This is a genomic window from Cupriavidus sp. GW822-FHT02D05 (assembly GCF_058802485.1).
Genome location: NZ_JBXAOE010000019.1, coordinates 131,544 through 145,002, shown reverse-complemented (window position 1 = coordinate 145,002; position 13,459 = coordinate 131,544). Strand labels below are relative to the sequence as shown.

14 protein-coding genes are annotated in these 13,459 nt (G+C 67.7%); 5 read left to right on the top strand and 9 right to left on the bottom strand.

What is annotated here, in order from left to right:
- Positions 1-4 precede the first annotated feature (4 nt).
- Positions 5-625: a UbiX family flavin prenyltransferase gene (locus AC1RQK_RS24845; protein ID WP_492375871.1), complete on the top strand. Its 621-nt coding sequence runs from the start codon at positions 5-7 to the stop codon at positions 623-625.
- A gap of 71 nt (positions 626-696) precedes the next feature.
- On the opposite strand, the gene AC1RQK_RS24840 is transcribed toward AC1RQK_RS24845, so the two are convergent.
- From AC1RQK_RS24840 to AC1RQK_RS24830, 3 genes are all read right to left on the bottom strand, one after another.
- Positions 697-924, bottom strand: coding sequence for a hypothetical protein (locus tag AC1RQK_RS24840; RefSeq protein WP_492375870.1), 228 nt, complete (start codon positions 922-924; stop codon positions 697-699).
- Positions 925-1,068: 144 nt separating this feature from the next.
- Positions 1,069-2,589: an L-piperidine-6-carboxylate dehydrogenase gene (amaB, locus tag AC1RQK_RS24835; RefSeq protein WP_492375869.1), complete on the bottom strand. Its 1,521-nt coding sequence runs from the start codon at positions 2,587-2,589 to the stop codon at positions 1,069-1,071.
- The gene (locus AC1RQK_RS24830; RefSeq protein WP_492375882.1) at positions 2,586-3,710 is read right to left on the bottom strand and encodes a saccharopine dehydrogenase family protein; all 1,125 of its coding nucleotides are present in this window, start codon (positions 3,708-3,710) and stop codon (positions 2,586-2,588) included. Before AC1RQK_RS24830 ends, amaB begins: the two co-directional genes overlap by 4 nt.
- A gap of 248 nt (positions 3,711-3,958) precedes the next feature.
- On the opposite strand from AC1RQK_RS24830, the gene AC1RQK_RS24825 reads away from it, so the two are divergent.
- Together AC1RQK_RS24825 and dapB are read left to right on the top strand one after the other, a co-directional pair.
- Complete coding sequence (locus tag AC1RQK_RS24825) at positions 3,959-4,408, top strand: Lrp/AsnC family transcriptional regulator (RefSeq protein WP_174427647.1); 450 nt, start codon at positions 3,959-3,961, stop codon at positions 4,406-4,408.
- Between the two features lie 100 nt (positions 4,409-4,508).
- Positions 4,509-5,318: a 4-hydroxy-tetrahydrodipicolinate reductase gene (gene dapB, locus AC1RQK_RS24820; protein WP_492375868.1), complete on the top strand. Its 810-nt coding sequence runs from the start codon at positions 4,509-4,511 to the stop codon at positions 5,316-5,318.
- Positions 5,319-5,358: 40 nt separating this feature from the next.
- Here dapB and AC1RQK_RS24815 read toward each other — a convergent pair whose 3' ends face one another.
- From AC1RQK_RS24815 to AC1RQK_RS24790, 6 genes are all read right to left on the bottom strand, one after another.
- The gene (locus tag AC1RQK_RS24815) at positions 5,359-6,027 is read right to left on the bottom strand and encodes a hypothetical protein (RefSeq protein ID WP_492375867.1); all 669 of its coding nucleotides are present in this window, start codon (positions 6,025-6,027) and stop codon (positions 5,359-5,361) included.
- Positions 6,028-6,122: 95 nt separating this feature from the next.
- Positions 6,123-6,419 carry a hypothetical protein gene (locus tag AC1RQK_RS24810; RefSeq protein WP_492375866.1) on the bottom strand — a complete coding sequence of 99 codons (297 nt, stop codon included), beginning with the start codon at positions 6,417-6,419 and terminating at the stop codon, positions 6,123-6,125.
- A gap of 129 nt (positions 6,420-6,548) precedes the next feature.
- Positions 6,549-8,021, bottom strand: coding sequence for a chloride channel protein (locus AC1RQK_RS24805; RefSeq protein WP_492375865.1), 1,473 nt, complete (start codon positions 8,019-8,021; stop codon positions 6,549-6,551).
- 129 nt (positions 8,022-8,150) lie between these two features.
- On the bottom strand, positions 8,151-9,128 hold the full coding sequence (locus AC1RQK_RS24800) for a Bug family tripartite tricarboxylate transporter substrate binding protein (RefSeq protein WP_492375864.1): 978 nt from the start codon (positions 9,126-9,128) through the stop codon (positions 8,151-8,153).
- Between the two features lie 81 nt (positions 9,129-9,209).
- Positions 9,210-10,715, bottom strand: coding sequence for an acyl-CoA synthetase (locus AC1RQK_RS24795; protein WP_492375863.1), 1,506 nt, complete (start codon positions 10,713-10,715; stop codon positions 9,210-9,212).
- The gene (locus AC1RQK_RS24790) at positions 10,715-11,647 is read right to left on the bottom strand and encodes an SDR family oxidoreductase (RefSeq protein WP_492375862.1); all 933 of its coding nucleotides are present in this window, start codon (positions 11,645-11,647) and stop codon (positions 10,715-10,717) included. Before AC1RQK_RS24790 ends, AC1RQK_RS24795 begins: the two co-directional genes overlap by 1 nt.
- A 161-nt stretch (positions 11,648-11,808) precedes the next feature.
- Here AC1RQK_RS24790 and AC1RQK_RS24785 point away from each other — a divergent pair, with 161 nt between their 5' ends.
- The gene (locus AC1RQK_RS24785; RefSeq protein ID WP_492375861.1) at positions 11,809-12,741 is read left to right on the top strand and encodes a LysR family transcriptional regulator; all 933 of its coding nucleotides are present in this window, start codon (positions 11,809-11,811) and stop codon (positions 12,739-12,741) included.
- A gap of 127 nt (positions 12,742-12,868) precedes the next feature.
- Entirely contained in the window at positions 12,869-13,405 is a 537-nt protein-coding gene (locus AC1RQK_RS24780) for a winged helix-turn-helix transcriptional regulator (protein WP_492811629.1), read from the top strand.
- Positions 13,406-13,459 lie beyond the last annotated feature (54 nt).

The following is a 13,459-nucleotide window of genomic DNA, read 5'->3' as shown; positions in this document are numbered from 1 at the left end:
CGACATGACCGCAGCGGGTGCAGCGGCGGGTGCAGCGGGTGAGGGCAAGCCGCGGCGCATCGTCGTCGCGATCACCGGCGCCACCGGCGCGGTCTATGGGGTCCGTCTGGTACAGATACTGGGCGCCGCGCCTGGCGTGGAGGCCCATCTGCTGATCTCCGCGGCGGGCGTGATGAACCTGCAGCACGAACTCGACATCAGCAAGGCCGAGGTGGAGGGCTTTGCCCAGGTGGTCCACAACGTGCGCGATATTGGCGCCACCATTGCCAGCGGCTCGTTTGCCGCCCATGCGATGGTGGTGGCGCCCTGCTCCATGCGCACGCTCGCGGCCGTGGCGCATGGCCTGTCCGACAATCTCATCACCCGCGCCGCGGATGTCACGCTCAAGGAGCGCCGCAAGCTGGTGCTGATGGTGCGCGAAACGCCGTTGAACCTCGCGCACCTGCGCAACATGACCGCCGTCACCGAGATGGGCGGCATCATCTTTCCCCCGGTACCCGGCTTCTACCAGAAGCCGCAGAGCGTGGCGGAACTGGTCGACCATACGGTTGGCCGCGTGCTGGACCTGATCGACGTGCCGCAGACGCTGGCGCCGAGCTGGGCCGGGCTCAACGGGCAGGCCTGACAGCCCGACAAACGCGTTTAACCTCGTTCTACCCCTGCTAGCCCGTACTATCCCGTGCTACCGCTCTCGCTTCAATGCCAGTAGCGATAGCGGCGGCCGCCGTAGTAGCCGCCGCGATAGCCATAGTAGCCACCGTAAAACCCAGGGGCCACCACCACCGGCGGCGCCGCGTAGACCGGCGCCGGCGCCACTGCGACCTCGCCACCCCCATAGCCATAGCCGGGATAAGCCGGGTAGACCGCACAACCGCCAAGCATGGCGGCGCCAACCATCGCGAGTCCCATCATCAACGTTTTCATCTCATCGTCCTTGTGGCTTGTTTAGCCTTGGTCTAGCCATAAGAACGTTATACGGGGCGGTTTAGTAATACAGGGTCAACCTGCTGTAACCCTTGTTACGAATCGCAACGTTTGGGTGAACGTAAAGGACTCGGACCTCAGGCCTCAGACATCAAACCGCACCCCCTGCGCCAACGGCAGCGCATCACCATAGTTCACGGTATTGGTAGCGCGCCGCATATACCCCTTCCAGGCGTCCGAGCCGGATTCACGCCCGCCGCCAGTCGCCTTCTCACCACCGAACGCACCGCCAATCTCCGCCCCGCTGGTGCCGATATTCACATTGGCAATGCCGCAATCGCTGCCGCTTGCCGACATGAAGCGCTCCGCCTCGCGCAGCGACTCGGTGAAGATGCAAGACGACAAACCATGCTCCGACGCATTGTTCAGCGCGATGGCTTCGTCCAGCGTGGTGTACGGCATCACGTAGAGAATCGGCGCGAAGGTTTCGCTCAGCATCATCTCGTGCTGGCGATCGGTCAGCACCAGCGCGGGCCGCACGTACTCGGCATTGGGGTACTTTTCGGCCAGTACGCGCTCGCCGCCGTGCACGGTATTGCCATGCTCGCGGCAGCGCAGCAGCGCGGCGGCCATGGCGGCGCCCGCGGCGCCATCGATCAGCGGACCGACCAGCGTTGTCTCGGCCAGCGGATCGCCCACCGGCAGGCGGCCGAACACCTGGATCAGGCGCGTGGTAACGGCCTCCAGCACGTCGACATGCACGAAGGCGCGGCGCAGCGACGTGCAGCGCTGCCCGGCGGTGCCCGCCGCCGAGAAGGTCATGGCGCGCACAGCGAGTTCGAGATCGGCCGAGGGCGCGATGATCGCGGCATTGTTGCCACCAAGTTCCAGGATGGCGCGCTTGAACCGCTCGGCGCAAGCGATGCCCACGGCGCGGCCCATGCGGGTGGAGCCGGTGGCGCTCACCAGCCGCACAGCGGCGTGTTCCACCAGATGCTGGCCTAGCGCCGGGCCACCCGAGAGCACGGTGGCGATGCCAACATGCTGTGGCGCGGCAATCTCCAGCACGCCGTCAAGCAAGCTCTGCATGGCCAGCGCGGTGAGGGGCGTTTTTTCCGACGGTTTCCAGATCACGCCATTGCCGCACACCAGCGCCAGCGCCGCGTTCCAGGCCCAGACCGCCACGGGAAAGTTAAAGGCCGAGATCACGCCGCACAGGCCATAGGGATGCCAGGTCTCGCGCATTGCATGCCGTGGCCGCTCCGAGGCGATGGTAAGGCCATGCAACTGGCGCGACAGGCCGACGGCGAAGTCGCAGATGTCGATCATCTCCTGCACCTCGCCGAGCCCTTCCTGCAGGATCTTGCCGGCCTCCAGCGAAACCAGTTCACCAAGATGCTTCTTGTGTTCGCGCAGCACTTCGCCAAAGCGCCGCACCACCTCGCCGCGCACTGGCGCGGGCACCAGCGCCCAGCTGGCTTGCGCCACGCGAGCGCGTTCGATGCGCGCATCGGCCTCGGCGAGGCTGCAGGCGGGCAGGTGCCCGAATGCCTCGCCGTCGATCGGCGAGTGCACCGGCAAGGCGCCGGTGGGGCCTTCGCCGTCGCGCCACGGCGGCGTCAGCCCGATGGCCTGCCAACAGGCCGCGAATTCCTTTGCTTTCATACCGTTGCCTCTTGAAGCGGATGACGGGTGTAGTGTCGGCCAAAACGGTTGGCCAGGAAAACGTCCAGCGGCATCGCCTCTTGCGCAACGAAGCCGGCCTGTGGCAGCTCGCCATTGGCAACCAGGTCCAGCGCGGTGCAGATGCCGGCCGCCGTGGTGAGCTGGATCGCATTGACGTGGCCGGCAGCCGTTTGCGCGCCGCCAATGCGCACCGAGAACGACGCCTGTGTCAGCGGCCCGCGCCCGCCTTTGCCACCGCTGGCGGCATAGCCGGTGGCGTTGGCGAACACGATCACCACGTCCTGCTGCGTGGCGGGGATCGCGCTCTCGAAGATCTCGCGCATCCAGTCGCGGCGCTCGCGCAGGCGCAGGTCGTTGAGCAGCAGCTTCATCACCGCGCAGTGGCCCGGATAGCGGATCGACTTGTAGTCCACGCCGCGCGCCCGGCCCGCCAGCGTCTCGGGCAAGGTCCCAAGCCCTCCTGAAGTATTAAAGGCTTCGTACTCGATGCCGTCCAGCGCAAAGCTCTCCAGCCCTTCCAGCGCTGGCACTTCCACGCGGCGGCCATCGACGATGGCCTCGCACGGGTTGCAGTATTCGTTGATCAGGCCTTCGGTGCTCCAGGTCAGGTTGTACTTGAGCGCATTGCTCGGGTAGCGCGGCAGCGCGCCAACGCGCATCTTCAGGTCGAGCAGTTCGCCACCGCCGCGCAGGAAGCGCTGGGCGAGGTCATTGCCGACCACGCCGATAAAGCCGGGCGCCAGCCCGCATTGCGGCATCAGCACGGAGCGCGCACCCTCGGCCAGGCGGCGAATGGCGTGGGTGGCGGCAACGTCTTCGGTCAGGTCGAAGTAATGCACGCCAAGGCTGGCCGCTACCGTGGCCACGCCAACCGCGGCGTGGAATGGCAGTGCGTTGAGCACGGCCTGCGCGCCTCCGAGCAGCCGGGCGCAATCCTCGGTCTGGTCCGGGTCGCCGATGCGCACGGCGATGCCCTCCGGCACGCCCTCGAGATGGGTGGGTTCGCGGTCAACCAGGGTCACGCGGTAGTCGCCACTGTCATGCAGCATGATGGCGATGGTGCGGCCGATCTTGCCCGCGCCCAGCACGACCACGCGCATCGGCGTCTGCCTGGTTTGGGTGTTCTGTCCAGTTTGGTCCAGATGGCCGGTTGGCGTAATGCAGGTCATGATGTCCCTCATGGAAGTGATTCAGCGGAGCAAGCCCATAGCTGAAGTATGGTTGCGGGCACAGGCAGAATGAAGGAACAAGATTGACGAAAAGGCCTCACAATCGAACGATTAGACGAGGCCAACGATCGAATCGACGAAACACCGGCATTTGACCCGCCCGCAGCCCTAGCCCGCCCATGACCGAACTCGACCAGACCGACCGCCACCTGCTCTCCCTGCTGCAGGCCAACGCGCGCGAGAATGCCGCCAATCTCGCGCGCAAGCTCGGCATTGCCCGCACCACCGTGGTGGCACGCATTGCGCGGCTGGAGCGCGATGGCGTGATCGCCGGCTACGGCGTGCGGCTGGGCAAGGAAATGGAAGACAACGCTATCCTGGCGTTCTGCGGCATGTCGGTGATGCCCAAGAGCGCGCCCGCGGTGGTGCGGGCGCTGCAGCGCTTTCCCGAAATCGAGGAGCTGAACTCGGTTAGCGGCCCGGTGGACTACATGGCGGTGATCCGCTGCGACACCCATGCCCGGCTGGACAAGCTGCTGGACGAAATCGGCGCGCTGGATGGTGTCAATCACACCACCACCTCGATCGTGCTGGCGCGCAAGATCGACCGGCGCCGCGCCGCGGGCTGAGCCAGCGCCGCGCGCGCGAAAGGCTTATGCTGCACAACCTGGCAGCCAGCCCGGCGCGGTTTGGCACCCCGGAAACCATCCAGATCAGGAGAGCAAGACGATGAGCAATCGCATTCGAGTCGCCGTAGGCGGCGTGACCGGCTGGGCCGGCGGCGAACTGGCGCGCGGCGTGGCGCACGCGCACGACATGACGCTGGTGGCCGGGCTGTCGCGCGGCGCTGCCGGCCAGGCCCTGGCGGCGCTGACCGCGCACAAGGGCACGCCGGGCGTGGCAGTGGCCAGCATCGACGAGCTGGCGCAAGGTGCCTTCGACGTTTATGTGGAATACACCAAGCCGGACATTGCCAAGCGCAACATCCTGCAGGCGCTGGCCAAGGGCGCGCACGTGGTGGTGGGCACCTCCGGGCTATCCGACGAGGACTATGCCGAGATCGATGCCGCCGCGCGCCAGGCCGGGCGCGGCGTACTGGCCTGCGGCAACTTTGCCATCACCGTGGTGCTGCTGCAGAAGTTCGCCGAGATGGCCGCGCGCCACCTGGAGCACTGGGAAATCATCGACTACGCCAAGGCCGGCAAGATCGACGTGCCCTCTGGCACCGTGCGCGAGCTGGCATATCGGCTGGGACAGGTCCGTGAGGCCAGGCAGGTGGTGCCCATCGACCAGGTCAAGGGCCCGAAGGAAGCGCGTGGCGCGACGATGTCCGGCAGCCAGGTGCACGCCGTGCGCCTGCCGGGCTATCAGTTGGGCGTGGAGGTGATCTTCGGCGCCGACGGGCAGCGCCTGCACCTGAAGCATGAGTCCGGCGACGGCTCCAAGCCCTATGTCTCGGGCGCCCTGCTGGCGATCCGCAAGGTGCATACCTTGACCGGGCTGGTGCGCGGGCTGGACAAGGTGATGGAAGGACTTTGAGGGCCTTTGCGGCGCGCGGAGCGCCGCAAAGCCACAAACGCTACCAGCTGCCTTCCTTGCCCTTCTTCTCCGCGCCCTTGCCGCCGGGGGCCGCTTGCGGGGCGGACGCCGCCTTGGGGTTGAGCTGTTGCGCCATCGCGTTGTCCTGGTTGGCCATCAGCATGCGGGCCTGGGGCAGCAGCAGTTCGATGGTGCCGGTATTGGGATCCTCCGGAATGGCGTAGAGCTCCACGGTCAGCGGCTTTTTCATCCAGCCGGCGTGCACACTGGTGATGGGCTGGCCGGCCTTGTCCTTCATCTTCACCTGCTCGGAACGAAAGGGCTTGCCGTAGCGCGCGGTCAGGCTGTCCACCACGGCTTTCTCGGAGCGCACGCCGTCGGTCGGCACGATGACGCCGACCAGGGCGCTGCGGTCGACAAAGGCCACCACGTGGGGACCATCCATGAAGGCAGGTCGCTTGTCGCGCGGCACGCCAACCTGGCGCATCACGCCGTCGCCGCGCACTTCAACGCACAGGGCGGTCACGTCGCGGCCGTCAGGGGTGCGCTTGTCAGCGCAATCGGGCAGCGTGGGCAGCGGGCTGCCGATCTCCAGGCTATCCATCATCGGCGCCAGTTTGTCGGCGGCACCATCGTTGGAGGCAGCACCGGCCCAAGGCGAAATCAGCAGCAGGCTGGCAACAGCCAGCCCGGCGAGGGGGTATTTCATCCAGACTCCTGAGATAAGCTCCGGGTTGGAGCGCCCCCTACGCGCGTGGTTCCTGCCACCCGCCACAAGATGGCATGCAGGCACACTGCCGGGGGTTAATGCGTCATATTCATCACCGCGCTGGCCATCACCGCCAGCACCATCAGCAGCAAGCCCCACAGCAGCAGGCGCGGCACCCGGCTGGGCGGCAACTGCCGCCGCGGCGAGCGTGCCGATGACGGTAGCGGCGCGCGCTGGCGGGTATGGCCATGCAGGCCACGCGTGTGCCACACAGTGTCCGGCCCGAGGTCGCGCAAAGCCGTGCCTTCCTTGCCCTGCGGCTTGCGTGGGCTTTGCGACTGCGGCTGCGGGCGCGGTGCGCCGTTACTGCCCGGCGGTCGTTTTGTGGCCATCTGTGCTCCCCGGTTCGTCGTGCCGGCGCGGATCCTCATGTGCCGCCGGTACACAGCGCCGGGTACATGGCCCGGGCGCCGCTCATGGTAAGACAAAGCGGCAACGAGCACCATGGCCATGGCCCGCGCTTATGCGGCGGGAGCCACTTTCCGCGTGGCTGCAAGCGCCTCGCGCCGGAAAGCATGGCCCACTTGGTGATAGAACGGGTGCGGGCAGAACTGGCGTGCCAGGAACGAAGCCAGCAGCGACGAGGCCAGCAGGAACAAGGTGAGGTCCTGCGAGCGCGTCATCTCCATCACGATCACGCTGGCAGTGATGGGAGCCTGGGTGGCGGCGGCCAGGAAGGCGGCCATCGACACCAGCGCCAGCACGCGTGGCTCGGCCATGCCACCGAAGAGGTGGCCGACCCAGTCCGCCACATTGGCGCCGATGCCGGCACCGATGGCCAGCGACGGCGTAAAGATGCCACCGGGAATGCCGGCAAAATACGAGACCACGGTCGCCGCCAGCTTGGCTAGGCCGAACCACAGCGTGGCGTGCGGCTCGCCATTGATCAGGCCGGCCGCCTGCCCGTAGCCGGTGCCAAAGGTGGCGCCCCCTGTGGACCAGCCGATCGCCGCGGCCGCCAGGCCGCACAGGAAAGCCACCTGCACGGGATGCTGCAATGGCCAGGCGCGCAGCCGTGCCGGCATCAGCGCGGGCACGCCGCCGGTCAGCAGCTTGGCAAACAGGCCGCCCAGCGCGCCGTTGACCAGGGCGCACAGCAGTACCGGCCCCCAGGCATCGTGCAGCGCGAGGATCGGCGTCTTGACGCTGAAATAGGGATTGTTGCCAAGCACCGCCAGCGAGAGAAAGCCGGCTGTCAGCACGCCTGACAGCACCAGCCGGTCCCAGCGCACGGCGGTACCGCGGCCAAGCTCCTCAATGGCGAACACCACGCCCGCCAGTGGTGTATTGAAGGCGGCGGCAAGGCCCCCGGCAGCGCCGGCGGCGATCAGCGCGTTGGGGTGAAAGCCGATGCGAAAGCGCAGCTTCTCGTGGCACCAGCGCCCCCAGGCGAGCATGGCCGCGGCGCCAACCTGCACCGATGGCCCTTCGCGGCCGATGGAGGCGCCCGCCAGCAGCCCGCCGGTGGTCAGCAGCACTTTCCACATGGACTGGCGGAACGACACCAGCAGGGTCTGCGCCGGCCCCGCCGGGGGCAGGCCGAATGCGGCGATCACCTGCGGGATGCCGCTGCCGCGCGCCTGCGGCGCCAGGCCGATGGTGAGCCAGCGCAGCGCGGCCAGCCCGAACGGCAGCAGCACAAAGGCCAGCCAGGGCGTGGCCGCTGTCAGGTGCGCGTTCCAGCGCAGTGCCACCTCGGCAATCCAGGCGAAGATCAGGGAGAACAGCGCCACGCAGCCGGCGCCGCACATGAAGACGGCGTAGCGTAGCGTGGTGCGGGAGATACGCCACATCTGGCGCGACTTGCGGCCCGCTGCCATGCGGGCGCGGCGGCGCAGCGCGCGCAGCCGGTTGTGGTCGGAGGCCCGCCCGGAAACGTCTTCAGGACCGGACGGCTCGGGATCTTGGCTGCGATTGGGTGTGACGTCGTTCATGGAGCGGCAGGCGTGGGCGAAGAAACGCCGTGACGAGCCCGAGGGCCGGATTCATCACGGCGTGATGGAACTATACGCCGATCGCCGCCGGGCATGCCGCGCACAAAGTGCGCGCCAGAGGCCCCTGGCTCAGTCCAGGCTGATGTTGTTGGCGCGAATGACCTTGCCCCAATGCTCGCGATCCGCCTCTACATAGCGGTCGATCTCGGCCTGGGTGCGCGGCGGCTGGATCACCAGCCCCAGTGCGCTGAAGGTCGCCCGGAAATGCGGATCCTTGAGGACCTGCGCGGCCGCGGCCTGCAGCTTTTCCACCACGTCCGGCGGTGTCTGCCCCGGCACGGCGAGCCCAAACCAGGTTGCGGCCTGGAAGTTGGGATAGCCGCTCTCGGCCACGGTCGGCACGTTGGGCAGCACTTCCAGCCGGGTGCGGCCGGTCACCGCCAGCGCGCGCAGCTTGCCGCCCTTGATGTGGGGCAGCGAGGTGCTGACCACATCCACCATCAGTTGCACATCGTTGGCGAGCAGCGCCGAGAGCGCCGGCGCGCTGCCGTTGTACGGCACATGGGTGACCGAGATCCCGAGTTCGGTCTTGAGCATTTCGGTAGCTAGCTGCAGCGCGTTGCCCAGGCCGACCGAGGCGTAGTTGAGCTTGCCGCCGCTGGCCTTGGCGTAGGCGGCGAACTCGCGGATATTGGTGGCCGGCACCTGACTGTTGGTCACCACCACCAGCGGCGCCTCGGCGCCAACGGTGAAGATCCGGAAATCGCGCGGCGGATCGTAGGCGATCTTCTTGTAGAGCATGGGATTGAGCACCATGCTGCCATTGGTGGCAAGCACCATGGTGTAGCCATCGGCGGGTGCGCGCGCCACGCTTTGCGTGCCGATCATGGTGGCGGCGCCGGGGCGGTTCTCCACCACCACCGTCTGCTTGAGCACGCGGCTCATGCCATCGGCCAGCCCGCGCCCGAACTGGTCGGTGGAGCCGCCCGGCGTGTAGGGCACCACCAGCTTGATGGGGCGGTCGGGATAGGCGGCAGCGGCCAGTTGCGAACAGGCGAAGACGGCGGCGCCGGCCCAGGCGCGCCATCCGGTTTTCCAGCTATGCATTGTGTAGTCTCCTTGGCGTTTTTTGACGTCTGGTGTTCGGTACTCGGTACTCGGTACTTGGCATTCGGTGCCCGGTGCGGCTCAAACCCGCCGCGTGCGCCCTTCCCAGTACTTGTCGCGCAGGCGGCGCTTGGCCAGCTTGCCGCTATCGTCGCGCGGCAGCAACGCCTCCACCACGATGGTGCGCGGCACCTTGAAGCCGGACAGGCGCTGGCGCAGCCATTCGATGATGGCGCCCTCTTCCAGCGTGGCGCCCGCAACCGGTTGCACCATGGCCAGCAGGCGCTCGCCGTATTCGTCGTCGGGTACGCCGAACACCACGCAGTCGGCCACGCCGGGATAGCGCACCAGCTCGTGCTCGATCTCGGCCGGGTAGATGTTCACGCCGCCGGAGATCACCATGTCGGAGGCGCGGTCGCAGATAAAGAGGTAGCCGTCGGCGTCCAGGTAGCCCATGTCGCCCAGGCTCACCAGGCCGTCGCGGTCGATGGCGCGGCGCGCTGCCTCGTTGTTGCGATAGGTGAAGTCCGGGTAGGCGGGCTGGCGCACATAGACCAGGCCGATCTTGCCGGGGGCGCAGGCAACGCCCTGCTCATCCAGGATGCGCACTTCGCCCTGGTCAACCGGGCGCCCCGCCGTGCCGGGCTTGGCCACGGCGTCGGCCGGCGTGGCCACGGTAATCATGCCGGCCTCGCTTGAAGCATAGGTTTCATGGATCACCGGGCCGAACCAGTCCAGCATGGCGCGCTTGACCTCGGGCGCGCACGGCGCCCCGGTCGAGGCGACAAAGCGCAGCGAGGACAAGTCATAACGGGCGCGCACGTCGGCCGGCACCTTGAGCATGCGCACATACATGATCGGCACCAGGTAGAGCACGTCGATGCGGTGCTTCTCCACCAGCGCCAGCACCTGCTCCGGATCGAAGCGCGCGCACAGCACCAGGCGCTCCCCAAGCTGCAACGCATTCTGGATGAACACGCCCGGTGCGCTGTGGTACAGCGGCGCGGCCATCAACGCGCGCGTGCCCTGCACGATGCCCATGGTCTGCGCCACCACCGAGCGCATGCGCGCAAGCTGCTCGTCCAGCGTGGCCAGCGGCGGCGCGGCGCGCAGCACGCCCTTGGGGCGGCCGGTGGTGCCAGAGGTGTAGGCCATGTGGCCGCGCGGCGCCACGCGCGGGCCATCGTAGGGCTGCTGCTCTGCAAGCCAGCTTTCGTAGCCGGTGGTGCCAGCGGGGCTGTCCTGGCCCGGCGCCGCCACGGCCAGCACCTGCACGCCTGCGGGCACCACGGCGCGCACGCCGTCCAGCAGGTCGGCGCTGACGATCAAGGCCCGGGCGCCGCTGTCGGTCAGCAGGAAGCGGATTTCTTCCGCCGTGAAGTGCCAGTTGATCGGGCAATAGTAAGTGCCGGCCGTGCGGCAGGCATGCACGATATCGGCAAAGACCGGGTCGTTGCGCAGCAGCACCGCGACCACGTCGCCTTCGCCCAGGCCAAGCGCGCGCAGGCCGCCGGCCAGGCGCGCGCCGCGCTCACTCAGTTCGGCGCCGGTACGGTGGATGTCTTCAAACAGGAGGTCAGCGGCCATCAGTTGTCTCCAGCCTGGCTAGGCTTGGTGGTAGAGCGGGTCGGGGTCGGTGCGTTGACGGTGCGCCCGGCACGATCGGCGGCGTTCGTGGCCGCGATGCGCTCGCGCGCGGCTTGCCATTCGGCATCGCCCCAATCCAGGTACTGCTTGAAATAAGCGCCGTTGGCAAGGTAGTCGCCGCCATCCAGCGCAATGGTCTGCCCGTTGATCCACGCGTTGTCGCGAGCCAGCAGGAAAGCGGCCAGGTTGCCGATATCCTGCGGCTGGCCGATGCGGCCCGTGGGGTTCTGGCCGCTCATCGCGTCTTGCTGCGCATCCTGCGGACGCAGGCGCGAGCCCGCGCCTTCGGTGGGGATCACGCCCGGCGCGATGGCGTTGCAGCGGATGCCGTGGCGGCCCCACTCCACGGCCAGCGACTTGGTCATGGCGTCCACGCCCGCCTTGGACATGGCGGACGGCACCACGAAAGGCGAGCCGGTCCAGACCCAGGTCACGACGATGGACAGGACCGAGCCGGGATGGCCGTCGCGGATCCAGCGCTTGCCCACGGCCTGCGTGGTGTAGAAGGTACCGCGGAAGACGATGTCCGAGATGGCGTGAAAGCCGTTGGGAGACAGATCCTCGGTGCGGCTGATGAAGTTGCCTGCGGCGTTGTTGACCAGGCAATCGAGCGGGCCGTGCCCGCTCCAGATGGTCTCGATCATGGCGTCGACGGCAGCCGCGTCGCGGATGTCCACCGCGTGCGTCACGACCTTGGTGCCGTGCTGGTGGCGCAGCACCTCAGCGGCCTCGTCCAGCACCGCCAGCCGGCGCCCGCACAGGTGCAGCTCCGCCCCCAGCCCCGCCAGGCGCTCGGCCATGATCAGGCCCAGCCCGGTGCCGCCACCGGTGATCAGCACGCGCTGGCCGGCGAAAAGATCGTTCTTGAACATGGTGTCTCCTGCTTGTTTCAGGGCGGTGTCGCGCCCGCCTGGCCCTGCCTTGGCGATCCGGCAGGGCATGGTCACTGTAGCCTCGGCTCCCCGTATCGACAATTCCCTCGCAGCGACTCACAATGTTGCGCCATGCGCGACAATTCTCCATGGAATCCCGGATGGACCTCAACCTGATCCAGGCCTTTGTCGATATCGTCGAAGCCGGCAACTTGTCCGAGGCGGGGCGGCGGCGCGGCGTCACGCGCTCGCAGGTCAGCCGCCAGCTGCGCGAACTGGAGCACCAGGCCGGCGCGCAGTTGCTGCGCCGTACCACGCGCCGGCTGGAGCTGACCGAGGCGGGCCGCGCGCTTTACCAGCACGGGCTGCGCATCCTGCAGGAAGTGGCGTCCGCCCAGGCGGAGATCGACAGCCTTGGCACCACCCTGCGCGGCCACGTGCGCGTGAGCGTGCCGACCGGGCTGGGCGACACCTTCCTCGCGCCGCTGCTGCTGGAATTCACCGGGCAGCATCCCGGCATCTCGCTGCGCGTGTTTTTTGCCAACCGCGTGGTGGACCTGATCGCCGCGGAGATCGACGTGGCGCTCAAGGTGACTTCGCAGCCGCCGCTGGACCACGTAGCGCGAGACATCTGCGCCATCGACTGGCAGCTCTGCGCCTCGCCCGGCTACCTCGCCCGCCACGGCCCGCTGCAAACCCCGGCCGACCTGGCGCGCTGCCAATTCCTGTGCCCGCCCTATCCCGCCCGGCGCTTCGTGCTCACGCTCAACCGCGGCGAGCAGCGCGAAGAGGTGGAACTGAGCCCGCACCTGCAGTCCGAGCATTTCCCCTTCCTGATGCGCGCGGTACGCGACGGCCACGGCGTGGGCCTGCTGCCGGTATACGCCGGTTGGGACGATGTGCGCGAAGGCCGGCTGGTGCCGGTGCTGACCGAATGGAAACCGGAAGGATTGGGCAGCCGGCTCTACATCATCACCACGCCCAACCTGCATCCGTCGATGGCCACGCGCACCTTGATCGACTTCCTGCGCGCGCGGATTCCGGCGCTGGATGTCTTCAGCGCCCCGGGTGGTACCGCTTTGTGCACACCGTAGTCCCCGCACGCCGCTTGCAGCGCGCCAGCAAACTTTCAAATTGCAAGTTAAGATGCGCCGAAACCCTTGGCTTGCAAAACGAAAGTAAAAACCCGAGCCAACCCTGCAAGCCGCGCGAGAGGAGACCATGGGACATACCGACTTTGCCAGCATGCCTTGCCCGATTGCCCGCTCGATGGCGGTGCTGGGCGAGCGCTGGGCCATTCTTTTGCTGCGCGAGGCGTTCTACGGCAGCACCCGCTTTGATGAATTCCAGCACCACCTGGGCATCGCGCCCAACATCCTCAGCGCACGCCTGAAGACGCTGGTGGAACACGGCATGCTGGAGCGCGTGCCGGCGCCCGACAGTGCACGGCATGCCTACCACCTCACAGAAAAAGGCCGCGACTTCTTCCCCGCCTTCGTGGCGCTGAAGGCCTGGGCCGACCGCTGGATGACCGACGAGCGCGGCCCGCTCACCTTGCTGCAGGACAAGCACACCGGCGCGGAGATCGCCACGCCGGCGCTGGCCCGCCCGGACGGCAGTCCGCTGACGCTGGACGACCTGCGCGTCGCGCCAGGCCCTGGCGCGGGCAGCTATCTGCGGCGGCGCTTTGGCGCCGCTGCCGGCCTGCAAACCGCGGACGAGCAACCGACAGACGAAACGGAGTCCAGCCATGAATGAGCCGCAAGCCAATCCCATGGCCGGAGCCGCGATGGCGCCAGCCGCAGCCGCATC